A 24,342-nucleotide genomic window follows, 5' to 3' on the forward strand; every position below is an offset into this window, starting at 1 on the left:
ACAGTGAAGGTAAAGAAGTACGCCGTTTATAAAGGTGAATCATTCGTATGTGTCGGGACCATATTGCAATGCGCTCAACATATGGGCGTACGTCTTGAAACTGTTAAATTCTATAAGACACCAGCATACAAGAGACGAGTAGTGGAACGGAAGAATGCTAGAAATTATATAACTGTTACGGAACTTGAAGAAGATTAATATAAAAATTTCATTTTGTAGAAAAGGGGAATGGATATGAAATATGGAGTTTATTTAGATGGCGAAGTAATGACAACTAATGAGGACTATTTTAAGGCACTTCAAGAGGCAGAGTATTTAACAAAGGATATTGGTGTAGTTCATTGGGTAATGCCGATTAAAGTAGAAACTAAGTGGGATGAGCAAAGAATCAAAGCGTATATGCGATATGTAGAAAATAATGAAAAACAAATCATGAAACTAGAAAGCGATTATATAAACGCGCAGAAAGAACTTAGAGGAATTTTAGAGCGTATTGAAAGTGAAAAGCGAAGCAAAGAGAACTCACAAAAAGAATTGTACGTTCATGGCGGTTGGATGTTATATGACGGTGAATGGGTTGAAGTGGACAAGCAATAAAAGAGCAGCTAGCAAAAGCTAACTGCTCAGGTAAGAAATGGGTTGTCTACAGTATTGACGGAATATTGAGTTTTATTCAGGGGAGGAAGAAGAAATGAAAGTAAAAGTAACGTTTGAATATGAGTTAGACGAAAAGCAAAAAGAACAATTTGAGAGTATAAAAGCAGATGAAGGGGAGTATGAAGCGTTTTACTTCTTAGAGGATTTAGTGAAACAAGAAATAAGAGTTGCTGAGGTTGTAGCAACGGAATATAAGGAGTGAAAGAAAATGATCAAAGGTGAATTAGTTTTACATCAAAAAGAAGACGGAAGTATTCAGTATCGTGATGATTTAAGTTTTATGTGGTGCGCTTGTGGTAAACCAGCAAATAACCACTTTCCAGAGGAAGAAGGTCATTGGAAGTTTCAGTGCGAGAAATGTGCTCATGGGAAAAGGGAAGTGAATGAGGGAAGTTACTACAAACATTACAAAGGCGGTATTTATCAAGTATTAATGATTGCTACAGCTGAGTGGGATTTAAGTGAAGTTGTAATCTACAAAGATAAGCAAGGGAAAGTATGGGCAAGAGACTTAAAAGTGTTTGCTGGGCATACAACGCTTGAGAATGGTGAATGTGCGAAACGATTTAATAGAGTAATTGAAAACGAAGAAATCTCAACAAAATAATCCTTTGAATAGAAAGCGAGGTTAAAAGAATGGAAGGTAACGTAAAGTTATTGGGTGCAGACGGAATGTGTGGAATGGAGTTTACGGGGAATAAGGTTAATGTTTATAACGATGAAGGATACGTGATGGAACGTATGACAACAAGGGAGCATGTTCAGGAAGTTATTGATTTTCTTGAAGAGTGCAAAGGACAAATGGAATAGAAAGTGAGGTTAGGAGAATGAAAACAGTATTTAAGTGTGACAACGTCAAAGAAGACTACATGGAAGTAGTACAAAAACCAGGGCAAATCAAATTGGAAGTAGTTAATGGAAACACTGAGAATTGGATATGGCTGTCAGAAAAGAATGCTAAGAAACTAGCTAAAACGATAAATAAGATGTTAGGAAGAAATGACAATTGATTAAAAAGAGAAAAACAAAAGCACGTAAAAAGAAAGCTCCGAAGATTAAGAGCAATCCAATCATGATTGATGGTATACAGTTTGATTCTAAAACTGAGTCGGAGTATTACATGCATTTAAAAGGCAGGGGTGACGTCACTCGTATAGAGTGCCACCCTAGCTATATATTAATCCCTTCTTTTGAGATTAAGAGCAGCATAACGAAGTCAGGGAAGTCGAAAAAGGCTGCTATGAGGTTTACACCAGACTTTAAAGTAACGTACTCAGATGGTCGTGTAGAGGTCTGCGATGTTAAAGGCCACAAAAGGGCTGTTAATGAGGGTTTCCCGTTACGTAAGAAGTTATGGGAGTACTTAAACAAACAGGAGTTAATCGTCGTGATATGGGACAAGAAGTTAGGTGAATGGACAAGATCATAAAGGGGTGAGTGTCATTAGAAGATACGGAGGTACACGAGAATACACGTTATTCCGAAAAGAACCAGGGTTTGGAGATAATCAGTACGTTACGATATTCGATGTATTTAAGTATCAGGAGCTAATAGACCATTTTAATGATGGCTGGAGAATTCATGATGAGGATAAGAAGGTAGCAGCTATAAAGAAAAGGGTTTCAGCTTAATGGATAACGGAACCATGCAGAGTAGATTGGTGGGGGCTACTTTACTAAGCATCGTTCCCTTATTCAACAATGAGATAGTAAAATTTCACGTACCTTATGTGATGTTAAAAAGACAAATTCGAAATAGGGGGATTCCTTCATGGAACAATTAACTTTATTACCAGCAATCGATAGAGAGACAGAAAAACAGGTTCAGAGAGAAGTAGTGAAAATTCTAAAGGAATACCGCGCATTGAAAACTCGTTTTGAGAATGAAGTGGAGTTGAAACACGAAGGAATCAGTTTGTTCCCTGAGATTAGAGACACGAGACATATTAGTAATATCAAATTCAAACAGATCGATAAGGCCTTACAGTACGTTTTAGATTATGACGAGGCAGAGATTATCAAGAAGAAGTACTTAAATGCGGATAAGCCGAAAGACAGCTTTATTTACACTGAATTATCGATGAAGAAAGATCACTTCTATTATAAAAAGAAAAATGCAATTCGATTGATTGCTACATCTTTAGGGATGATTTAAAAAACTTGAATTTTATTAAGAAATGGAGAGATGAAAAATGAACGCAATGGATTTTTTGAGAATATCACCACTTATTAACGACTGTCCGAATTGTGGTAATCAATTTGTTGGTAATGGTCAAGGTACATTAGAAGTTGATGACGATATAATCAAACGTACTTGTAAGTGTGGGTTTAATTTTGAATACGATGTTAACAACGGAGTAAGTAAAAAGAAAATAAAACAAGTGATTGATGAAGTATTAAATAAATTGCAACAAAAGCGTGAGTGATAATAACCTCACGCGATAGTAATAGGCTTATGAAGCTCTTCATTTAATAAATATTGCTGTTTTTCCTTATCTGTCAATATTCGTTTATAAGCATTTGCGTAATCTAATTTGGTTTTACCATTTTGTTTATAAACTTTAATACGTAAATATTCATATCTGCCATCTGGTAAAAACATCATCATTTCTCTTTCATCCATATAATTACCTCCTTGTTTGAAGAGAGTGTAAGTTTATAGATTGTCTTTGTCAATACAGTAGAGAGAAAACGGCGGTTAATTTTATAGAAAAACTAAACTAAAGCGTTATTGTAATCTGAAAACGTCGACAAAATCCCGATAAAAAAGGGGACTAAATAGGGGGAATTTTGATAATGAAATCAACGGTATTCTTAATGTACAAGCTCTTTGAAAACCGCATAACGAAGAGGATTAGTACTCCTTAACGTATACCGCGGAAGGGCGGGCATGGGCGGTAAGAATCTCGCCGTAAGGGTGGTAAGATTCCCTTAAATGATTAAAACAAATCAAGACATATTCCAGTGTGGCGGGTGTGGGATAAACTCGCATTCGTCATGCTGTTTTACTTCTCATTGAGTGTATAAGCGTACCGCCTTTCGTTTGTAGGCTCATAGGCAGTAAAACCACACCTGTCATGTGGATTCTTGATTTCTATGTTAATACTAGATCGTTTTACCGATGGGATATGATGGTTCGTTCGATTGAATGAACTGCATGTTACAAAGAAGTAAAGTCTTATCTATTACATTAGTAATTACTCACGATTTTTATTAATGTAACGTAAGCTAGGTTCTTCTTAAACGATTAAACGAGCAGAGAGCTTCCGCTCTTTGTTTGAGCCAATACAGCTGAACATTCCCCTCAGTCTTATGTGTTGGTTCAAACAAGGCGTAGGAAGAAACATATGCGTCTGGATATAATCACATTGTGCAAACGTAAATGGTGAAAATGACATTAAGTAGCCGACTCCACGGAGTATAAACGAGAAGATTCTTATTCTTCTCCTAGTCACCGAACGTAAAGCGCGTAGCTAATAAGAGCTAAAAAATTACATGATGCGGTGGCTTGGAGAAGGTTGAGAGTGCTCAGCCTTAATCTAAGAGATACTTATTGCCATTTGTTATCTCTCTTCCCCCTTTAGGAGCTGTCACTTAGGTGGCGGCTTTTTGTTTTGTAGGGTATTCTTCTTTTTTTGTCGAATAAGGCTGTATGACAAAGGAGGATGGCGCCATGAGTTTTGAGGATAAAAAAGAAGTTATTTCGTTCACTTCAAGATTAGAAAACTACTACTTGAGAATTAGCGCTGAAGTACCGGAGTTTCGAGCTCACTTCAAACCCACCATATGGAATTGGGAAGTGAAAATAGCTATAGATTCCAATGATATTTATTATGGGTCTGCAGTTGAAATGAAACGTGGTGTAACAATTCCGTGGAGAAAACTAAAAGAACATGAATATACAGAAGAGATGAAACAATTATGTTTAAAGCATTCAAAGAGCGGTCGTCTAAATTAATACAATGAAAGCATCCATAACGGGTGCTTTTTTCTTTGTTATATAGAAATTACATAATAATCGCAGAGGGGGCAGTTATATTATGTTGTGGTTAGGATGTCTTATAGGTTACTTAATAGGGACACTATTTACCTTTGCTCTGATTTGTTTTACATACAAGGTAGGAGAGATGAACAAAGCAGAGAAGCAGTGGTATGAGATTAATTCTATTGAGGAATCAGTAAAGAAGGAAATGGAACAGTTAAAAGCTATAAAAAACGATGAATTGAATTGCAGATAAGGTGATTATTGTTAGGACTTCCTATCACACTGTGTGCTGCTTTTTATATTTTTGGTTAACAAAACAAACGAACTCAATGAGATAAAATAGAAATAGTTAAATGTCCTGTTTAGGTCTACCCTACGCGGACATAAAAGAGTAAACGAATTTATCGTATTTCTTAACGTCCTGTTTACATGTACGGAAAATAAATGGTATTATGTACTTAGATTTAATTTCCGAACACGTTAACGGACAAAGGGGAAGATATTATGATAATTGGTTATGCTCGTGTTTCTACACAAGAACAAAATTTAGCTAGACAATTGAAACAGCTAAATGATTATGGATGTGATCATGTGTATGAAGAGAAAACAAGTGGAGCAACAACAAACAGAGAAGAACTACAATTGATGCTCGATAGTTTAAAAGAAGGTGACACGATTGTTGTTACTGATTTAACTCGTATTAGCCGTAGTACAAAAGATTTATTTGAGCTAATCGAAGTGATTAAAAGTAAAGGTGCTTCGATTAAATCAATAAAAGATACATGGCTTGATACTACGAGTGATAATCCATACAGTACTTTCCTGCTCACTGTAATGGCTGGTGTTAACCAGTTGGAAAGGGACTTACTCAAGATGCGCCAAAGAGAAGGAATAGACCTCGCTAAACAACGTGGCGTATATAAAGGAAGACCCAAGAAATACGGTGATAAAAACCCTAAAATGGAGCATGCTTTAGAACTGCTTACTAATCGTGAAGACAATGGATACACAGTAAAGAAGATATGTGAAGTTACTGGTGTAAGTCGTACTGTTCTTTATGAAAGAGCAAAAGAAAAAGGGATTATGTAGGAGGGGAAAAGGTATGGGAGAATTAAATTTCATGAGTTTAGATGAGTTTAATATTGATATACACAAAAGTGACAGTGGTGTATATTTAATAACTGATCATGACAATAAAATTGTTTATGTAGGAAAAGGTTTAAGTATAAAACATAGAGTTAACGCTCATTTTAAGGGGTATTCTAACATAAAGGAACATTCTTATTTGTTTAATAAGGTGGCATACATTCTTGAAAAAAGCCTTTTGAAACGTTCTTTGTTAGAAATAACCTATATGATCGAATACAAAACAGTGCTAAATAAAGAAGTTCAAGACGAATTTCCGGATTTATATACTACTTATATTAGAGAGAAAAGTAGAACCTATCATAATATTCCTTTTGTTAAAAATGAAGCTGAAGAGAAAAGGAAAAGGGAAGAAGTGAAAAAGAAAGAAGCTCTTAAAAATAAAGTGGTATCTATAATAGGAGATAAATCGTTATTTTATGATATTGTGTCATTTTTAGATAACGGATATAACCCGCATATTCTATCTAGTGGTTTAAACATTGAATTAGAAATAATAAAATATATCCAAGAACACCGAGGTGATTACCGAATACCGAAATCACACAAAAGAACAATAAAAGCTAACGATTTAATATACGGTGTTACAGGGAAAAGAAAAGTGAATAGTAGGTTAGATCATTTACTTTAAAGTAGCGAATCCGCTGCTTTTTTATTTTATATGAAGAGGAGTGATGAGAATGAGTGCTGCTGTTTGTCATGTGAAATTTAAAGATAATACAGTTCTATATGCTTTATACAGTGGTAATTCAGATATTGTCCGACCTCAATTGCACCAAGGCAGAAATGACGTGTCTTACGACTCTGCATGGATTAAATGTGAATGCGGAAATGATGAGTCTGTTAGATTGTATACTGAATACGGTTCTGGATTCAGTTGGGATGGCAGAGCATGTAAAAAGTGTATGACCATTTCTGACGGTGTAGATCCGTACGGACAGGATGATGATTTTAAATCTGCTTCAGAACGTATTAACAGGAATATAAGGTATGGAGAATGGTAGCCTAACAGCTGCTTTTTTATTTTATAAAGGGATTACCATGAGGAGGAGTTAGACAAATTACTTCCTATTATATAGAAGGTGGTGGGTGATGTGACGTGAAACAAAAACACGAGTTAGCTCAAGAAGATTACATGCAAGGTATGAAGTATAAGGAACTGGCTGAGAAATACGAGGTCAGTGTGAATACAATTAAGTCCTGGAGAAAAAGGCATGGTTGGAATCGAAAAGGGGTGCACCCAAACGATGAAAAAGGATGCACCCAAACCAAGAAAACAGGTGCACCCATTGGTAATAAGAATGCGGTTGGTAATCCGGGTAATAAGAATCCTAAGTATGGTAATAAGCATGCTGTTGGTCATGGTCCACCGAAAGGAAATGACAATGCAACTACTCATGGGTTATTCAAAAAGATAATTCCTAATGATGATCCACATGCAATGGAGTTGCTTGATGAAATACAAAATCATACTGAAGTAGATATGTTGTTTAATTCTATTCAGTTGCAGTACTTCAATATCCTTAACTCACAACGCATCATGCATGTTCGAGATAAGGATGATATGTCTAAAGAGGTTATCAGTGAGTCTGAAGCTGGAGAAGCGTATATGGTTCAGTTTGCATGGGATAAACAAGCTAATTTGCTTACTGCTTATTCACGAGCGATGACATCGTTATCCGCTATGATTGAGCGCTTTGATAAATTGGCTAATAAAGACGATGAGAGACGATTGAAGTTAGATCAGATGCAAGCTAACATTGAAAAAACTAAGGCCGACACAGCTCGTATTAAGGGCGAAGATGGTGAAGAATACGAGGATGATGGTTTCAAAGAAGCGTTAGAAGGTAAGGTAGAGGAAGCGTGGGATGATTATGACGACGATTCTGAAGCGTAAAAAGAAACCCGCTCCATTCAAATTTAAACCATTCTCCAAGAAGCAACGTAAGGTATTAACTTGGTGGAAGCCTAACAGTCCCGTTAAAGATTATGACGGGATTATTTGTGATGGTTCCATTCGTGCAGGTAAGACAGTATCAATGGCTCTTTCCTACGTTATGTGGGCAATGGAATCATTCGAGGGCGAGAACTTCGGTATGTGTGGTAAGACAATTGGTTCCCACCGCCGTAACGTTATAACGCCACTCAAGAAGATGCTGAAGTCTCGTGGTTATAAGGTTAAGGACCATCGAAGCGAGAATATGCTTTCTATTACTAAAGATGGAGTAACGAATTTCTTCTATATATTTGGTGGTAAGGATGAAAGTTCTCAGGATTTGATTCAGGGTATTACTCTTGCCGGCTGTTTCTTTGATGAAGTAGCGCTGATGGTTCGTAGTTTCGTAGATCAGGCGACAGGTCGTTGTTCTGTAGAAGGGTCAAAAATATGGTTTAACTGTAACCCAGCAGGACCTTATCATTGGTTCAAATTAGAATGGCTGGATAAGCGCAAGGAAAAGAATTTATTGCATGTCCGCTTTACTATGGACGATAACTTGTCCCTTTCTGTGAAGACAAAGAAACGGTATTACAAACTATATAGCGGTGTCTTCTTCAAACGGTACATTTTAGGATTGTGGGCAGCTGCTTCTGGTCTCGTGTTCGATATGTTCAAAGAAGAAGTACACAAGGTAGATTCTATTGAACGTAATTACATCGAGTATTATGTGTCCTGTGACTACGGTACACAGAACGCTATGGCGTATGGACTATGGGGCAAATGTATCGAAGGAGACAAGGACGTTTGGTACAAAATCAAGGAGTACCATTATAGCGGCCGTGATACAGAGAAGCAGAAAACAGATCAGGAATACTATGAAGACTATGAGGAATTCGTTGGTGATTTGCCAATTAAGGGAACTGTAATTGATCCCTCTGCTGCTTCATTTATTGCTGTATTGATGCGTAATAAGAGGAAAGTATATAAGGCTCGTAACAACGTGAAAGAGGGAATCGGAAACGTCGGTATAGCGCTTAATACAGGTAGAGCATTCTTTAATGATTGCTGTGTTGAAACATTTAAGGAGTTCGCTTCTTATATATGGGATAAAAAAGCGATTCAACGTGGTGAAGATAAACCTCTAAAAGAGAATGACCATCACATGGATGAGACGAGATACTTCATTAACACGATTATATTTGGATTACGTAAAAAGAAGAAAAGGAAAAGAGGTGAAGCAGCTTGAGTAGAAAAGTAACGGCACGTGTAATTAAATCGAATGCGCCCAGCGGACAAGTTATCTCACGGCAAAAAGAGGTTGAAGATGAACAATTCAATGTTAATGGAATAATAGAACCACCTTATGACATTTCTGCATTACTGGTATTAAGTAAGGAAGAAAGCACGATTGTCCCTCAATGTATTGATGCATATAAACGTAATATTGCTGGATTCGGTCACGAATTACAGTATAAGCAACCAGACGTTGAAGAAACACCAGATATGAAAATAGAGTGGGGAATTGTTGATAAGGAAATTATTCCTACATTGTCAATAGAAAAGCCATTTAAAGAAGTCTGGGAGCAGTTAATTGAGGACAGAGAATCTACTGGTAATGGATATATCGAAATCATTAGGAATGGCGAAGGAAAACCTTGTGAAATCGTAAATATGTTACCGCAGTATATGCGATTGACTAAACGTGATGAGAATTTGCAAGAAGTGAAATACATCATTAACGGAAAAGAAATTAAAAGGAAAAAGAGATTCCGCAGATTTGTTCAAAAAGTAGGAGTAGAAGTTACTTATTTCAAGGAATTCAATGATCCTAGATTTCTTAACAAAAATACGGGAGAGTTTTCTACTAATAGTTGGGGACCTAACTTAGACGCCACAGAAGTTCACCATGTAAAAATAGGTAATGGTCCTTATGGAACCCCTCGTTGGCTACCACACTGTATACATGTGGTAGGTTCTAGAAAAGCAGAAGAGTTAAACCTACGTTATTTTAAGCAAGGAAAGCATATGCCAATGGCTATCTTGATAAAGAACGGTATTCTTTCTGAAGACAGTGAAGCTCAACTTACAGAATACGTTTCGAATGTAGAGGGTGAGGGCAATCAACATAAATATCTATTGTTACAAGTGGAAAGTGCAGAAGAAGGACTTGTAGGAGATACACCACCACAAGTCGATATTGAGCTTAAATCTTTAGCAGAAACACTTCAAAACGATGCTCTATTCCTTGAATACGATGAGAAATCACGCCAAAAGGTGCAATCAGCATTCCGTTTGCCTGATGTATATGTAGGTTATATCCGTGACTTTAACAGAGCCACTGCTGAGTCTGTACGTGAGATTACAGAGGAGCAGGTATTTGAGCCGGAACGTAATGGTATAGAATTCATTATTAATAATGTTTTGCTGCTCCCATATGATTTAAAACATGTTCGAGTAAATCTACGTAAATCCGAGATCAGTAACACTGAGGATTTGGTTAAAACCATTGAGGTACTTGCTGATAAGGGCGGATTAACATTCCAAGATGTTCGAAATATCGCTGGGAATATGCTTAACAAAGAGTTTACTGAATATAACATTCCAGAAGCAGATCAACCAATTGCTTTAGTTTTAGAAAAACAACGTAAAGTGAGTGGTTGGGATAAAGGTTTGAGTGAGCAGTTACAGAAGTCTGCCGGTGCTAATTCAAATGAGGACTTAGTCAATGTAATGAAAGACCTACGTGACTTACTGGAGTCGATGCAAGATGCAGAAGATTGATAAGCTGCTAACTTCATTAAATGAGTGGATTGAAAAGGCTGATACTGAAGATTTCACTACCTCATTACCTGCTGATTTAGAAGTGTTGGATATGCTACCAGGATACATTGAAGATTTCGAGAAGGAAATTGCTAAATTACTTAGGAAGCAGCGCAAGTACTTTGTGGATGGGATTAAGAACTATACGAAAAAGGATGCAGTAGAAAAGGGTATCAAGATAAAGGATATCATCGATTTCGTTACTGGCAGCCTATTCGGAGCAGATACCTTTGCGAAAAGCTTAAGTAAAGCAGCAAGGAAGTTTCTTGATTACACAATGAAGGACATGACGAAAGCTTTCATGGATGCAATTGACCCGGATATCCAGTTTAATATCTTCTCAAAACGCACTACAAAGTGGATTGATAGTTGGTCTGATGAATTAGGTAAGATCATGAAAATTAACTCTCACAAAGCAGTAGAGCGTATTTTAAACGAGGGATTGGAGAAAGGGAAAGGCATTAAGGAGATTGCGAGAGAACTTGCGAAACTTCCGGAATTCGACCGTAAAAGAGCGAGGACTACAGCACAGACAGAAGTACTCGCAGCATGCTCTGCTTCCCAATTTGAATCATACAGACAATCTCCTGCTGTTACAGGTAAGAAGTGGCGTCACAGTGGAGCAAAGAACAACCAACCTCGTGATAATCATGTTGAGTATAGTGGTACAACAATTCCTGTAGAAGAGGAATTTGAATTACCTGGATCCGGTGAACGTTGCATGTTTCCTCGTGATAGTTCGTTATCTGCTAAGGAAAGAGTACGTTGCAAATGTGTCATGTCTCCTGCTGTAGATAACAACATATTAGGAATTTCTGAAGAAGAGAAGCAGAAGATTAGGGAAGAAACTTTGAAGGAGTTGAGTAAGTGATGAAAGTTACTCAAAATAAATCAGAACTTTATTGAAAGGAGGTGAATAAATGCCAAGGAAACTGAAAAACGTTGATGTAAGCTTTGTTTCTATTGTAGATAAAGCAGCTAATAAAAAGAAATTCTTCTTAACAAAAAGTGAGCAAGAGCCTACATTCGAAAAAGAAGTTAAAATCATCAAAGGTGAAGATGAAGACCAAAAGCTTGTTTATGGGATTGTATACTCTCCTGGTAGCGCGGAAGATTCAAGTACACATGATGCGCACGGCGACTTCATGACTGCTGAGGATATTGAAAAATCCGCTCATAACTTCATTGCTAAGTATCGTAACATCGATGCTCAACATGATTTTAACGCAGGAGCAGGTGAAGTTGTAGAAAGCTATGTAGCTCCTGTTGATATGGACATTAACGGTGAAACGATCACTAAAGGTACATGGGTGTTAGTGACAAAGGCCACCGATGAGATATGGAAAGACATTCAAGACGGCAAGATGACAGGATATTCCCTTGCGGGAGTCGCCGAAACAGAAGTGATTGAGGAAGAAGTAACTAAAACTGAAGAGAAACAAATGAAGTCCTTCTTCCAATTGGTAAAGGGCTTTTTTGGTGGAGAAAACATTCAAAAAGGCGAGGTTAGAGATAAATTTAACCAGAATAAACATCGTCGTGATGTAAATGCTTCATTCTCTGCTTTAGAAGATACTTTCTATCAATCTCTTTGGAATGCCCCTACTGCTGATACTATCGATTTAGATCGTATTGAAGCAGCTGCACTTGAATTCGTCGAGATTATCAATGAGTTGAAGGGTACAGAAGCAGTTGTGAAGGCATGGGAGAACAAACCTGTTTTATCCCTTGCTGAAGAAGTAGAAAAGGCAGGTAAGAAAATCAGTGCTCCAAACATGGCAGACATTGATTCTGCTATTGAGTCATTAACAAATCTAAAAACACGCGTCACACCATCACTGGAAGGCGCAGGAAGTGAGGAAGATAATATGAACCAAGAACAATTAGAAAAAGCGTTAGAAAAGGTTGTAGCACCAATCCAACAAGAAATGGAGACAATCAAGAAACATCTAAACATCGCTCCAGAAAAAACAGCAGAAGAATTAATGGTAGAAAAGGCTTTGGCTCCTGTTTTAAAAGAGCTTGATGAACTTAAAAAATCCCAAGGTATCAGCAACCAACAAGATACTGATGTAACTACAAACGTACAAAAATCTGCTGGCGGTTACGCTGGATACTTTGGAAACTAAGGAGGAAACACATATATGAATAACGGACAAATTATTGCAGGTGGTTCTACTGAACTAGTATTAAAAGATGTGAACGTACCATTACCAGCGAGTGCAGCGCAAGCGTTCCTTGTTGATACAATTAATAATGCTTCAACTCTACCGAAACTAGGGCCTGTTTATACATCAGCTCCAGCAGGAAACTTAGATGCGTTATCAGTAGGGAAACGCAAATTACGTTTAGCTGGAAAGAATGATACACCAACAGGAACAGATGCTATTACACCACGCCAAATTCCTTACAATGTGAAAAAGGTGAAGTGGGACGAATGGTTGCAAAATGATGATGTTTATTATGCAATGGCTTCTCGTGGCCAGAATGTAGAAAGTGTAATCGTAGGGATGATTCAAAGTCAGTTCGGTGTTGATTTACAAGACTTAATCTTCAATGGTGATACAGCTTCAGCAGATCCATTCTTAAAAATCACTGATGGATTTGTTAAGAAAGCTAAAACATCAACTAATAAAACTGATTTAACTACAAACGATCCTACGATTATGGATTTCGTTAACCACATTCAAGTGCTACCAGAGAAATATAAAACTCGTTCTGATATTGCTTGGTTCCTTAACCAAAAGGTTCATGACAAACTTGTAGCTTTAATCTCAGCACGTACTACTGGATTTGGTGATGCAGTACTTGTTGATGGTAAAGTGACACGTCTTGCTGGATATCCTGTTGAAGTCGTAGCAGAAATGCAAAGTGGTTTCGTAGCACTTACGCCAATGGCTAACTTCACACCTGTATTCACTCGTGACGTTCGTTATAACCGTACTGCTCAAGGCGCAACTGCTGCTGCTAAAGATGCAACATACCACATCCTATTTGCTTACTTAGATGCAATCGTTCGTGAAGTTGATGCAGTAGCATGGATGACAGGAACTAAATTATAAGAATAGGGGGTTCATAATATGGCATTAGTACAATTAAAGCATGAAAGGGGCGTTCTTCATATTGGTGGAGGGCGCTTTTTCTATGCGGGAGAACCTCAAGAAGTAACTGCAAAAGAGCGCGATGAACTTTTAGAAACTTATGGTGATCTAGAAGAATTCAAGCAACCTAAAAATAAGAAAGAAGGAGAATAAGCATGGCTAAAGTTCCAAAGGATATTGGTCAAGGTGGCTCTTATGTTAGTTCTGATTTAGCAGCTATTCTCTTAGGCGTTGCAGATGACTTCGCTTCCTTAAAAAACCAAGTGGCTGATTTGCAATCAAAATACAATCAGCACATTAACGATGGTAAACATCGTGTAGCTACTGTTGCGGATGCAGCTGCTCCTAACTCGACTGTGTTATCTACAATTACAACAACTAAATAAAGGAGTGATAAGTATGGCACTTATTACTGCTCAAGAATTGCTTGATTACACTGTATTACCAGAAGTTAAAAAACGTCCTGTTCCTCTATTGGAGCAGGACATACTTGAAGCAGATACAGAGATTTATAATCTCTCTAACATAGATTTTACTGATAAGACGAAGTATCCTGAAGTCCCGGCAGAGGTAAAGCTTGCGTGTAAGAAGTTAGCACAGTATTACACTTATACAAACGTCGATACAACTGCGATGAAGGGTATTAAGTCTGAAAGTATTGGTAGTGGAGACTATTCTTATACAAAGGATAGTTCTAGTATCACAAAACCTTCTGTGTTGTATTTACTAAAGAAATTCATGGTGAATGCAGGAAAGAAGAAAGTCACATTCAAAATGAGGGCCATCTAATGTCTCTAGAATCCATGTTGGTCCATGAATGTGATATTTACCATTTGCATAAGGAAACAAAGCCCGGTAAGTTTGGGCAACCAGGAGAAGAGGTTTATTCCTACAAAGATACTCCTGATATAGCAGAACAAAACTGCTACTTTGCAGAGAATGTAGCAGTTGCTAGACCTACTGCAATACAATCTGCACCAAACCAATTAAACGAACAGCATACACGCGTTTTGTTTATGCCTGGTACAGATATAAAACACAATGACAAGGTAATCAAGAAGAATACCAATGTCGTTTACTATATACGCAATCCTTTTCCAGTAGTACATCCACTTACTGGTGAGGTTACACATATAAAGGCCACCGCAGAAAGGAAGAGTGAGCCATGGCTAGCCAAATAACGACTAGGGGATTCCGTGAGTTCAGCGCTAAGTTGAATCGTATGGCAAATGGGTTAGATCAGAACGTTGCCTTATGGCTTGAAGCTAGCGGATTTCAGTTTCTAGAAGAGGTTCAAAATCAAATTATTTCGTTAGGCGTTGTCGATACTCGGCTCCTTTTGAATTCATTCACAAAGGGAGATGGAGAAAACGTTTGGCGCTCTTCTGATGGTGGGTTAACGCTTGATGTGGGAACTTCAGTTTCTTACGCTAAGGTTGTTAACGACGGCCACCAACAAATAAGACGATTCGTCCCAGGAAGATGGGAAGGTCATAGTTTCGAATATGATCCGCATGCACCTACTGGAATGATGCTGACTGCTAAATTCATAGAAGGTCGTCCTTATTGGGATAATGCTATTGCTATCTATGAGCGCATGTTCCAAACTGCATTCGACCGCCAGTTCCAACAATGGGTACATGGAGGTTAGAGTATGTACGCACAGATACACGGTTCTATGAAGGCTTTTGTCTTCGATAACTTGCCACCAGGTACATTTGCTTATCATGAGCAGGTCCCAGAAGAAATACGGATACCGTCAGTGTACTTTCCGCACTTATCAACGAATGATTTGAAAAATACAAAAGACCATTTCACCTTACTGTACACAATGACAGTGAGGTTTTTTAATGCAACGACAGAGGAATCTATAAGTCTATCTGATGAGATTGCAAACTTAATTAGACGCAGCGGTTACACAGTGAATCTTCGTAATGAAGATGGAAGTGAATCGACTGATACCGTCTATTTTAGAAGAGTGACTACCGCCCCAGTTGAGGTTGGTTCTGCTCAATTAACAATGATTTTTGAATACCAACAGACTTATATAAATTAAGGAGTGTGAATATATGGCTGAAGTTACAGAAACACCTACAGTAAAAAATAAAATGTATCGCGGTGATGAGTATATTATCGCTGCAATGATAACAGACCCAGCAGATCCATTAAAGAAAAAGCTAGTTCGTCCATTTGACCAAAACGAAGATTCTCACAGTATTGAAGCAGATGAAATTGAAGCGGAATCAAAAGATAGAACCATTAACGACTACGGTAAAGTATCTGAAACTCGTTCATTCTCTTGTACATTATCAGAGGGTGATGCATTCTACCCAGCTGCAAAAGCTGCTATTCGAAACAAAGAGTACATTGAGATTTATGAGATTAATAAGCGTACTAAAGAAGCAGAAATCGGAAATTACATGATGACTTCTTTTGAGAGATCATCTTCTACTGGTGAATTCGTTTCTTATTCAGTAGAGACAAAACTTTCTGGCACAACACGTACAGAAACATTAACTGAAATTCCTAAAGGTGCAGGAGAATAAAGGGCGGTTTTTACCGCTCTTTTTAAATTTGAAAATAACATCCAATTAAAAGGAGATTGATATATATGCGTTTTGAAATTAAAGGAAAAGAACACGAATTAAAACTTACTTACAAAACAATTGCCGAGCTAAATAAGAAGTATAAAGGCGGAGCGCAAGAAGTTATTGGATCTTGTTTGCAAGGTGATTTAGAGATGTTTGAAGATGCTATTTACTTTGGCTTAATGCATACAGGCGAAGGAATCACTAGAGAGCAAGTTGTTGCTGAAATCGTAAAACAATTCGAAGCAGAGAAAATTTCACAAGAGTTCATTGATGAAGTTCTTAACGAAGTAGTAGCAGATAATTTTTTCTACAAAGCGACAACGAAGAAGTTAAAAGCACGAATGAAGAAACAATTAGTAGCGAAGAATCCAGAACTGAAAGAGATGGCGGACGAGATGTACGGGACAGACGAAGAGCAACCGATTTTACTAGAGAAGAACTAGATAAGGTACAGCAAGATGGATTCAGATACTTAGGTTTATTACCAAGTGAAGTAATGAACCTTTCTCCACGTGAATTTCAAAACATGATGACGGGGAGAAATGAACAATACCTGGATGAATTGCAAACCTATAGCATATTTGCTCTTATGATGCGATCTGTTTATCACAGTAACCCAAAGAAAACGATGAAACCTAAGGATTTATTCGACAGAACGAAAATGGTTACTGATGAAAAAAAGAAAAAATCTATAGAGGACCTTGCGAAGAAAGCGGAAGAAAACATGCAATTCTTACAAAATCTCAACTTCGGTTGATTGAAAGGTAGGTGAGATTTTGGCAACACAAGAAGAATTAGTAGTTCAATTTAGAGCTGAAACAGATCAGATGCGAAGAGAAATGGCTGCTATGCAAAGTCAGTTGAACGATTTTGTTAGAACAACAAACCGTACATCTCGTGAGTATCGAAGAAGTATCGAAAATATGGGTGACGCGAATAGTGAATACAGTCAACGGTTAAGGCAATTAAAAGCTGAGCAACGGGAAGCTATGAGACCTCATATTGAAGAATTAAAACGGACGAAATTAGCATATCTAGATGCTGCCATGGGAATGGCTACGTATTCCGGCAGTGCTCAGGATTTAATTTCTCAGATCAATGCAATCGGGGCCGCTGAAAAAGCTGCTAATGATGCGATGATGGCTAACGATGTGGCAGCGCAAGCGTCTTTACTCCAAACTATCGGTATGATGAACAACATGTCTACTACTTCGAGCAAACTACAAGCTAACTTACAACGTATGGGAAATCCATTGTATAACTTCTCGCGCGGTGCATTAATGGCCACTAACGCAATGGAGCGATTAGCGAATAGAAGTAGCGCTGCTCAATTAGCATTAGAATTTCTTGGTCCTAATGCTAATATGAAGCAGTTAAACGATCAGATTCGAATTATAAATCAGTCTGTAATGGGTATGGGACAGGCTTTTTTAATCGTGGGAGCAAGTGCGGTGTTATTCTACGGAAAATTGCACAGTGCGAACATGGAAATGAATCCTAAATATGCAGAAGCGTACAAAAATATGATGGAGTCGTTAACAGAAGCTCTACAGCCAATGCGTGATGCTTTTGCATCCTTAATGATTCCGATATTCAACTTCGTTAATGCGATGGCTAAAATGGTTATAGAATTTAACAAAGCACATCCAGCTTTAGCGAAATTCATTCAAGGGACAATGATGCTTGTTCCAGCCTTAACTCTCCTATTGCTGCCATTAGGTGCAGGAATGGGATTATTAATGGGTTACAGAGCTGCCTTTGCTGCGTTATGGGTGGTTATTAAACCTGTCGTTATGGTCTTAGCTATGGCTACCCCAGTTGCTTGGGCTGTTGCAGCTGCTCTAGCAGGTATGGCTGTAGGGTTTTCATACGCTTATAAAAATATAGAACCATTTAGGAACGCTATTAATAACACGTTAAATACAATAAAAGCTTTTTGGCAAATAATTAGTGATAATGCGGATGCTGGCAATAAATTATTGAAATCTCTTGGTTTCAGTAACGAAACAATACAAGCGATTAATGATTTTGTTAACAAAATCAAAGAAGCACTAAACACAATGAAAAACGCTATTGTACAGGCATTTCATGGGGACTTTTCTGGATTAACTGAAGTATTCAAAATGATATTCCCGTCAATATTAGCTATTTTGATTGGTGGAATACCAGGTTTAGTTATTGGGATTGGTACTATGTTCGCTAGAATGACAGAAGCGACTGGTGTTGGTGGCGCTCAAATGGTTAGTAAGTTTGGAGAAATTCTAAACAACCTAGTTTTAGGATTAACCAACTTTGTAACAAATCAATTACCAGTTTTTCTAGAACAAGGAATTAAAATAATCACTGGAATAGTGCAAGGGATCACACAAGCGCTACCTCAGATTGTAGCTGCTGTTTTACAAATTGTCACAACGTTTATAACTGGCCTTACTACGCTTTTGCCACAGATTATAACAATTGGTATTTCCTTAATACAAACACTTGTTACTGCAATCGTAACAGCTTTACCAGTGATTATTGAAGCAGCAGTGCAAATTATAAATGCACTTGTTCAAGGGATTACACAAATGTTGCCAATGATTATACAGTCAGCAATACAAGTTATAACAATGTTCATTCAAACAATAATCCCTATGATTCCTATGTTGATAGATGCAGGTATTCAGATTTTAATGGCTTTAGTGAATGGTATTATTCAAATTTTACCTCAGTTAATTGATGCTGCCATTCAAATAATGACGACATTACTTAATGCAATAGTTGAAAATTTACCATTAATCATTGATGCAGGAATACAAGTTTTAAATTCGTTAATTGAAGGAATTATGCAAGTATTACCTCAAATTATAGATGCTGTGATGCAGATTATCACTAAATTCACTGAGGTTGTTATTCAAAATTTACCGCAAATTATTGAATCAGGAATGCAAATTTTAATAAAACTGGTAGACGGGATTATTCAAATGCTCCCTCAGATTGTAGATGCGGTTATTAAAATAATTACGAAGTTCACTGAGGTTATAGTGCAAAATCTACCGCAAATCATTGATGCGGGAGTCCAAATTTTGACTAAATTAATTGATGGTATTATTCAGGTCCTACCGCAATTAGTTGAGGCAGGAATTAGATTAATGGTTGAGCTAATTAAAGCGATTATTGACCATTTACCACAAATACTCGAAGCTGGTGTAGAACTAATAGGCGCTCTAATTGATGGCATTTTGAGTTTACTTGGTGAAGTCTTTAGTTCTGGGGTTGAAATAGGTGGTCAACTTTTAGAGTCTTTAGGTGATGTGGATCTCTTTGAAATAGGGATCAATATTGTTCAAGGATTAATTAACGGTATTGGTTCAATGGTTGGTGAAGCTGTATCGGCAGCAAAGGAACTTGGCGGCAGTATAGTGGATGGTGTGAAAGGATTTCTGGATATACATTCTCCATCTCGAGTTATGAGAGATTTGGGAATATACACAGGGCAAGGATTGGTTAAAGGTATTGGTTCTATGGAAAATCCTGTTTATCAGGCGGCTAAAACCATGGCTACAACTGTAAAAGATGCATTCGATTCATTATCAGAAGGAATATCACTTGGTGATGTTTCAATGGGTTCTGTATCAGGTCCTGCAATCCCGATGGTTTCCGCAGGTTATAAAACACCTTCTAGTATTTCAAATGTATCTTCTACTTCAGGATTTGGTGGGCAAACTTTAAACAACTCAACAAACGAGTCTAAAGCTCCAAATAACGTTCAAAATGCCACTCCTGCTGTCATTGAGAATGTAATAGTAATTGATAGCACTGAGGTAGCTAGAGCTATCGGAGATAAGATTGACGTAGATCAAGGTAAGCGAATTGTAAATCAATCATTCGTTATGGGACAAAAGGGAGGATGGTGATGACATGGCTGAAGTAATCACATTAGGAACAACAGTGCAAACATTAAGTGGGAAAAAGTATGTATTAGAAGAACTAGGCATCATGACAAGAGACTTTAATCCTCAGTCACCATCGCCTGTTCATAACTTTGAAACTATGGAGAATAGAAACGGAACTATCGATAGAGGAACATTTTATGGTCAACGTACTATAAAGTGTTCTTTTTATTTTAAAGCAGTTGATATGTGGGATTATGCACTGCTTCGAGATGAAGTATTTCGCCTATTTGATAGTAGGCAGCCGTTTTATATCATAGACCAACGTAATCCGGGGAAGAGGTGGCTTGTAAAGTGCAACTCCTCCTACAACATCGAGCAGAATTGGAAATATGGGTTCTTTGAAATTGATTTCGTTACAGTAAAGCTACCATTTGCAGAATCAATTGGAACTACTTTAGATCCAATGACATTTGATTCGAATTTATGGCAGATTGGACAAGGATTGATTGCGGAAGACATAATGTACACGCATAATACTACTTCGTTCCGAATTTATAACGCTGGTGATGTCACGGTAGACCCAAAGGAAATGCTGGTAAAAATCACCTATAAAGGTATGTCTAATAATTTATCTATAAAAAACGTTACTACAGGTGACCTTTGGAACTACACAGGTATTACTACAACGGGGCTCGATGTAATTACTCTAGATGGTGTCAGAGCATATCGAAATGTAGTAGGTAGTATTTTCGGAAAAACAAATTGGAGATTGATTACATTAAAACCAGGATGGAATGACTTTGTATTAACTGGTGCGACAGGCGATTTTGAAATCAAATTTGACTTTAGATTTTATTATTTGTAGGTGAATTCATGTTATTAGTCACAGGAATAAACGGACAAACAGAGATGCTTTGCGATTTTAAGGAAGTTAGAAGAAAAAGGAGAGTTAATGGAGAACACTCTCTTAATTTTTATCAACTAAATACCAAAGAAGCTGCACATTCTTATAAATTGCTAGATAAACGATCTAAAATAACAATTCCAGAGACTGGTGATGAGTATATTGTCCTTGGAATATCCAAGGTAGGGCATTACGGAAAACGAATCAATGCTATGCATGTGTTTCTTGATGATTTCATTAATCAGCATAAATACGAATTACTGAACGGTACCATTAATTTTAAACAGTTCTGCGATTTCTTATTTACCGGTAGTGGATGGACATATGTTAATAATGGGGCATTCGCTCCACAACGATTTGAAAACTTTGGACGAGATTCAAAACTATCGCTGCTGCAGAAAGGGTTAGATAGATACAAAGCAGAGTTTTCTATTGATACTAAAAACAAAGTAATCACATTTAAAAATGAGATTGGTAAAGTGACAGATTCTCAATTTCGGAACGGTCATAACCTAAAGACTTTTAATGAAGAAACGGATATGTCTAACTTTTGTACTGTTATCCGGGGATTTGGCAAAAAAGATGACGGTACCGAGTTCTCTGTTGAATATAAATCACCACTAGTAAGTGTATATGGTGAAATACATCAAAAATCAATTGATGATGATCGTTATAATTATGAAAATTCATTGTTAGAAGCGTGTAAAAACAATTTGAATGATACACCTCAAACGAAGTTTAATGTATCTGTTGTGGATTTATACGAAAATGGTTTGCAAATGCATCCGTATAATTACGGAGACTATGTTTACATGCTATATGAGGAGGCAGATGTCACCGTTCAAATAAGAATCATAGAGGTTATTGATGATCCGGTGAACAACAGTATTTCACCAACATTTGAATTATCGACCTTCAAGACATTGCGAACTGCAAGTGCAATTCAAGCGCAATTCCAACAGACGCAGCGTAACATTCAACAGTTGATTGATGACGAAGGTAATTTAAACCTTGCTTTAAAACGGCTCTATATGAACACAGAGACATTTGCTGATAATACTGGTGTTTGGTATATAGATCCAGAAGATAAAAACAGATACGTCCATATTGGTGCGGGAGGCCTCGATGTTCATCGTGGTCTTATTCGCGTGGAGCGTGCAGATGGGTATGCAGTTATTATAGGTGGCGTTCTTCAGCATGGATTCGATATGAGTGGAGCGGAGCCATCCTTCACAGAAGTGGGACAAGAGTTGTACTGGTGGATGACCGCTCAAACGCAGTTCAGGAGTTGTCAATATTACACGTTTGAACACAAATCGAGATATTTAAAAGTCTTAATTGGTCAGTATGTAGAAGAAGGAACAACTGGCGAAGTAGGGATATTTGATGGAGATGGGCAAACATTACTATCGAAGTTAGTATCCACCAATACAAACCCCGGTTCCGACGAGGCGAAGTATGGGCGTTTAATGACAATAGATTTAGGGGTACCAACAGGACAAGAAAAGAGCGTTTATATTAGGATGCGCTCTACAGTCCAGGATAAGAAAACATTTTGCCGGAAACTACGAATGTGGTTAGAAGGTTAATAGAAACTATTAAAAAACGAATTTTATATAAATTAGGAGGAATTATTTATGAATAACGAGCAAATTTACTTAGGAAAACCACAAACTAATCCGATCGAAGTGTGCACCGTACAAAAAGGCCAAAAGGTTACTGTAACACAAATCATTCTAAATAACTCAGCAGCGACAGAACAAGAAGTAACATTAACTATCAACACTATTGATGTGATGACTCTTGTAGCGAAAGGTAAAGCTGATTTTTATAATATGTCTATCGTTCTGAAACAAGGAGACAGATTACTATTAAAACAACAAACAGAAGGCGCAGTAAATGTGATGATTAACGGTACAGCGGAACCTACACCTTATTAATAACATGCAATTGTAAAAGAGTACATTATCGTACTCTTTTATTTTTTTGAATTTTAGACAACAAGGAAGGTGAGTTTAATGCCTATATCACTAAGCAAAATCGGCAACAACGGCTTTGGATTGCAATATAAAACGGAACAGAATCAAAATTTAACCACACTTGAGTCAGCTTTTAATAATCTTGAACAAAAAAATGGTCAAGTGGTATCTGACGCGGCTTCAGCACAGAAACAATTAGATCAGATTACAATCAAAAGTAAAAATATTTTTGATAAGAATGATGTATCTATTGGGTATTATATAGATGGAAATACAGGTAACATCTTCCTTGCTGATGGTTACTTTGCAAGCAATTTTATAAAAATCTCACCGAATATACAGTATGCCATTGCGAAGATTGCAGGAGATACAAGGATCGCTTTCTATGACGTTAATAAAATATATCTTTCAAGAGCTACAGATGGTAGTACTACATTTACCACTCCTGGTAATAGCGTTTATATTAGAATAGGCTCTAGAAGCGGACTACGGGATGTTACACAAATTGAATCAGGGTCAATCCCTACTGGATATGAACCATTCGGAAGCAAAGTTAATACCTCATCGATACCATCAAAAACAATGGAAGGTGAAGTTTTAAAAGATAAATCTATCGCTCCAGAAAAAATAAAAGGTGTGAAATTCGGAAAGAACATTTTCAATAAAAATACTGTTATTAAAGGTAAGTTTGTTATATTTAGCACAGGGTTATTAGCCGATAATAGTTCTTACTTCTCATCTGATTATATATCGGTTGATCCGAACGTAGAATATGTCAGAAGTGTGATAGATCAAATGGCTTTCTACACGTCTGAAAAAGTATATATTAGCGGCAAAACGTACACGGACCCAGCTAATTTCACAACGCCAGATAATTGTGCCTACGTAAGAGTATGCGCTCCTTTAACTAAGTTAAATACGTATCAAGTCGAAAAAGGAAGCGTCTCAACATCCTATGAAGATTATGGTTTTGAAATCGATTCATTAAAAGCGCCTATAGCTGGAGTGAAGAATAAAATATACACACTCAATGATGCGTGGGTTGAATGGTTGAAAGGCAATAAGTTTCCCATCGCCTTTTATGGTGATAGTACCGTTGACGGAGCGAATACTTCAGGTTTTACACTAAATACCCTTGGGGTAGATAGTACAAACATAAATGCCTTCCCAAAAAAGTTAGAAGAATTATTACGTGATGCTACAAAAAATACAATCCTAAGGGTTTATAATGCTGGTTATAGCGGTCAAAAGTCTGATTGGGGATTAACAAATATAAATACCGCTTTCGGAGGAGCTTCCGCTTACAATGATGTGAAAATGATTGGGATTGGATTCGGGATAAACGA

The 24,342-nt window shown here is 37.3% G+C and carries 36 protein-coding genes; 35 read left to right on the forward strand and 1 reads right to left on the reverse strand.

Annotated features, from left to right (window positions below):
• Nucleotides 1-3: 3 nt before the first annotated feature.
• The 10 genes from QCI75_RS30315 to QCI75_RS30360 all read left to right on the forward strand — a co-directional run bounded on the left by QCI75_RS30315 (nt 4) and on the right by QCI75_RS30360 (nt 3,082).
• Nucleotides 4-198, forward strand: coding sequence for a hypothetical protein (locus QCI75_RS30315; RefSeq protein WP_076867856.1), 195 nt, complete (start codon nt 4-6; stop codon nt 196-198).
• 36 nt (nt 199-234) lie between these two features.
• Nucleotides 235-597 carry a hypothetical protein gene (locus QCI75_RS30320; RefSeq protein ID WP_353762236.1) on the forward strand — a complete coding sequence of 121 codons (363 nt, stop codon included), beginning with the start codon at nt 235-237 and terminating at the stop codon, nt 595-597.
• Nucleotides 598-691: 94 nt separating this feature from the next.
• Nucleotides 692-859 (forward strand): hypothetical protein, encoded by a 168-nt coding sequence (locus tag QCI75_RS30325; RefSeq protein WP_353762238.1) that lies wholly within the window; start codon nt 692-694, stop codon nt 857-859.
• 6 nt (nt 860-865) lie between these two features.
• Nucleotides 866-1,264 carry a DUF1653 domain-containing protein gene (locus QCI75_RS30330; RefSeq protein WP_353762240.1) on the forward strand — a complete coding sequence of 133 codons (399 nt, stop codon included), beginning with the start codon at nt 866-868 and terminating at the stop codon, nt 1,262-1,264.
• A 29-nt stretch (nt 1,265-1,293) separates the two neighbouring features.
• Complete coding sequence (locus QCI75_RS30335; RefSeq protein ID WP_353762241.1) at nt 1,294-1,467, forward strand: hypothetical protein; 174 nt, start codon at nt 1,294-1,296, stop codon at nt 1,465-1,467.
• A 17-nt stretch (nt 1,468-1,484) separates the two neighbouring features.
• A complete protein-coding gene (locus tag QCI75_RS30340) occupies nt 1,485-1,667 on the forward strand; it encodes a hypothetical protein (protein WP_341039013.1) in 183 nt (60 codons plus the stop codon).
• Nucleotides 1,664-2,086, forward strand: a complete 423-nt coding sequence (locus QCI75_RS30345; RefSeq protein WP_353762243.1) for a DUF1064 domain-containing protein — start codon at nt 1,664-1,666, stop codon at nt 2,084-2,086. The genes QCI75_RS30340 and QCI75_RS30345 overlap by 4 nt, the downstream gene beginning before the upstream one ends.
• On the forward strand, nt 2,067-2,288 hold the full coding sequence (locus QCI75_RS30350) for a hypothetical protein (RefSeq protein ID WP_353762245.1): 222 nt from the start codon (nt 2,067-2,069) through the stop codon (nt 2,286-2,288). The genes QCI75_RS30345 and QCI75_RS30350 overlap by 20 nt, the downstream gene beginning before the upstream one ends.
• 139 nt (nt 2,289-2,427) lie before the next feature.
• Nucleotides 2,428-2,811 (forward strand): ArpU family phage packaging/lysis transcriptional regulator, encoded by a 384-nt coding sequence (locus tag QCI75_RS30355; RefSeq protein WP_353762247.1) that lies wholly within the window; start codon nt 2,428-2,430, stop codon nt 2,809-2,811.
• Between the two features lie 37 nt (nt 2,812-2,848).
• Nucleotides 2,849-3,082 carry a DUF3797 domain-containing protein gene (locus QCI75_RS30360; protein ID WP_353762249.1) on the forward strand — a complete coding sequence of 78 codons (234 nt, stop codon included), beginning with the start codon at nt 2,849-2,851 and terminating at the stop codon, nt 3,080-3,082.
• 8 nt (nt 3,083-3,090) lie between these two features.
• Here QCI75_RS30360 and QCI75_RS30365 read toward each other — a convergent pair whose 3' ends face one another.
• Nucleotides 3,091-3,279 carry a hypothetical protein gene (locus tag QCI75_RS30365; protein WP_353762250.1) on the reverse strand — a complete coding sequence of 63 codons (189 nt, stop codon included), beginning with the start codon at nt 3,277-3,279 and terminating at the stop codon, nt 3,091-3,093.
• A 1,050-nt stretch (nt 3,280-4,329) separates the two neighbouring features.
• On the opposite strand from QCI75_RS30365, the gene QCI75_RS30370 reads away from it, so the two are divergent.
• The 25 genes from QCI75_RS30370 to QCI75_RS30490 all read left to right on the forward strand — a co-directional run.
• Entirely contained in the window at nt 4,330-4,614 is a 285-nt protein-coding gene (locus QCI75_RS30370) for a hypothetical protein (RefSeq protein WP_353762251.1), read from the forward strand.
• An 82-nt stretch (nt 4,615-4,696) separates the two neighbouring features.
• The gene (locus QCI75_RS30375) at nt 4,697-4,894 is read left to right on the forward strand and encodes a hypothetical protein (protein ID WP_353762253.1); all 198 of its coding nucleotides are present in this window, start codon (nt 4,697-4,699) and stop codon (nt 4,892-4,894) included.
• A gap of 251 nt (nt 4,895-5,145) precedes the next feature.
• Nucleotides 5,146-5,730, forward strand: a complete 585-nt coding sequence (locus QCI75_RS30380; protein ID WP_353762254.1) for a recombinase family protein — start codon at nt 5,146-5,148, stop codon at nt 5,728-5,730.
• Between the two features lie 13 nt (nt 5,731-5,743).
• A complete protein-coding gene (locus tag QCI75_RS30385) occupies nt 5,744-6,418 on the forward strand; it encodes a GIY-YIG nuclease family protein (RefSeq protein WP_353762256.1) in 675 nt (224 codons plus the stop codon).
• Nucleotides 6,419-6,467: 49 nt separating this feature from the next.
• Nucleotides 6,468-6,791, forward strand: coding sequence for a hypothetical protein (locus QCI75_RS30390; protein ID WP_353762257.1), 324 nt, complete (start codon nt 6,468-6,470; stop codon nt 6,789-6,791).
• A gap of 95 nt (nt 6,792-6,886) precedes the next feature.
• Nucleotides 6,887-7,684, forward strand: coding sequence for a phage terminase small subunit (gene terS, locus QCI75_RS30395; protein WP_353762258.1), 798 nt, complete (start codon nt 6,887-6,889; stop codon nt 7,682-7,684).
• Nucleotides 7,656-8,972 (forward strand): PBSX family phage terminase large subunit, encoded by a 1,317-nt coding sequence (locus QCI75_RS30400; RefSeq protein WP_353762260.1) that lies wholly within the window; start codon nt 7,656-7,658, stop codon nt 8,970-8,972. The genes terS and QCI75_RS30400 overlap by 29 nt, the downstream gene beginning before the upstream one ends.
• Nucleotides 8,969-10,507 carry a phage portal protein gene (locus QCI75_RS30405; protein WP_353762261.1) on the forward strand — a complete coding sequence of 513 codons (1,539 nt, stop codon included), beginning with the start codon at nt 8,969-8,971 and terminating at the stop codon, nt 10,505-10,507. Before QCI75_RS30400 ends, QCI75_RS30405 begins: the two co-directional genes overlap by 4 nt.
• Nucleotides 10,494-11,417: a phage minor head protein gene (locus QCI75_RS30410; protein WP_353762262.1), complete on the forward strand. Its 924-nt coding sequence runs from the start codon at nt 10,494-10,496 to the stop codon at nt 11,415-11,417. Before QCI75_RS30405 ends, QCI75_RS30410 begins: the two co-directional genes overlap by 14 nt.
• 49 nt (nt 11,418-11,466) lie before the next feature.
• Entirely contained in the window at nt 11,467-12,675 is a 1,209-nt protein-coding gene (locus tag QCI75_RS30415) for an XkdF-like putative serine protease domain-containing protein (RefSeq protein WP_353762263.1), read from the forward strand.
• Between the two features lie 15 nt (nt 12,676-12,690).
• On the forward strand, nt 12,691-13,608 hold the full coding sequence (locus tag QCI75_RS30420; RefSeq protein ID WP_353762264.1) for a phage major capsid family protein: 918 nt from the start codon (nt 12,691-12,693) through the stop codon (nt 13,606-13,608).
• 18 nt (nt 13,609-13,626) lie between these two features.
• On the forward strand, nt 13,627-13,800 hold the full coding sequence (locus tag QCI75_RS30425) for a hypothetical protein (protein WP_353762265.1): 174 nt from the start codon (nt 13,627-13,629) through the stop codon (nt 13,798-13,800).
• Between the two features lie 2 nt (nt 13,801-13,802).
• Nucleotides 13,803-14,033, forward strand: coding sequence for a hypothetical protein (locus tag QCI75_RS30430; protein ID WP_353762266.1), 231 nt, complete (start codon nt 13,803-13,805; stop codon nt 14,031-14,033).
• A 13-nt stretch (nt 14,034-14,046) separates the two neighbouring features.
• Nucleotides 14,047-14,436: a protein YqbG gene (gene yqbG / locus QCI75_RS30435; RefSeq protein WP_353762267.1), complete on the forward strand. Its 390-nt coding sequence runs from the start codon at nt 14,047-14,049 to the stop codon at nt 14,434-14,436.
• On the forward strand, nt 14,436-14,828 hold the full coding sequence (locus QCI75_RS30440) for a DUF3599 family protein (protein ID WP_353762268.1): 393 nt from the start codon (nt 14,436-14,438) through the stop codon (nt 14,826-14,828). Before yqbG ends, QCI75_RS30440 begins: the two co-directional genes overlap by 1 nt.
• Nucleotides 14,813-15,298 carry an HK97 gp10 family phage protein gene (locus tag QCI75_RS30445; protein ID WP_353762269.1) on the forward strand — a complete coding sequence of 162 codons (486 nt, stop codon included), beginning with the start codon at nt 14,813-14,815 and terminating at the stop codon, nt 15,296-15,298. Before QCI75_RS30440 ends, QCI75_RS30445 begins: the two co-directional genes overlap by 16 nt.
• Before the next feature lie 3 nt (nt 15,299-15,301).
• Nucleotides 15,302-15,703, forward strand: coding sequence for a hypothetical protein (locus QCI75_RS30450; RefSeq protein ID WP_353762270.1), 402 nt, complete (start codon nt 15,302-15,304; stop codon nt 15,701-15,703).
• Between the two features lie 13 nt (nt 15,704-15,716).
• Nucleotides 15,717-16,193: a phage major tail protein, TP901-1 family gene (locus tag QCI75_RS30455; protein ID WP_353762271.1), complete on the forward strand. Its 477-nt coding sequence runs from the start codon at nt 15,717-15,719 to the stop codon at nt 16,191-16,193.
• A 65-nt stretch (nt 16,194-16,258) separates the two neighbouring features.
• On the forward strand, nt 16,259-16,681 hold the full coding sequence (locus QCI75_RS30460; RefSeq protein WP_353762272.1) for a tail assembly chaperone: 423 nt from the start codon (nt 16,259-16,261) through the stop codon (nt 16,679-16,681).
• Nucleotides 16,682-16,734: 53 nt separating this feature from the next.
• Nucleotides 16,735-16,995, forward strand: a complete 261-nt coding sequence (locus tag QCI75_RS30465) for a hypothetical protein (RefSeq protein ID WP_353762273.1) — start codon at nt 16,735-16,737, stop codon at nt 16,993-16,995.
• Between the two features lie 19 nt (nt 16,996-17,014).
• Nucleotides 17,015-20,134: a phage tail protein gene (locus QCI75_RS30470; protein ID WP_353762274.1), complete on the forward strand. Its 3,120-nt coding sequence runs from the start codon at nt 17,015-17,017 to the stop codon at nt 20,132-20,134.
• A 4-nt stretch (nt 20,135-20,138) separates the two neighbouring features.
• A complete protein-coding gene (locus QCI75_RS30475) occupies nt 20,139-20,978 on the forward strand; it encodes a phage tail family protein (protein ID WP_353762275.1) in 840 nt (279 codons plus the stop codon).
• 8 nt (nt 20,979-20,986) lie between these two features.
• Nucleotides 20,987-22,606: a phage tail protein gene (locus QCI75_RS30480; RefSeq protein ID WP_353762276.1), complete on the forward strand. Its 1,620-nt coding sequence runs from the start codon at nt 20,987-20,989 to the stop codon at nt 22,604-22,606.
• Between the two features lie 48 nt (nt 22,607-22,654).
• Nucleotides 22,655-22,957, forward strand: a complete 303-nt coding sequence (locus tag QCI75_RS30485) for a hypothetical protein (protein ID WP_353762277.1) — start codon at nt 22,655-22,657, stop codon at nt 22,955-22,957.
• Between the two features lie 78 nt (nt 22,958-23,035).
• Nucleotides 23,036-24,342, forward strand: a 1,307-nt coding sequence (locus tag QCI75_RS30490; protein ID WP_353762278.1) for an SGNH/GDSL hydrolase family protein, incomplete at its 3' end; no start/stop codon positions are given.

The organism is Bacillus cereus group sp. RP43, from assembly GCF_040459645.1.
GTDB lineage: Bacteria > Bacillota > Bacilli > Bacillales > Bacillaceae_G > Bacillus_A > Bacillus_A mycoides_C.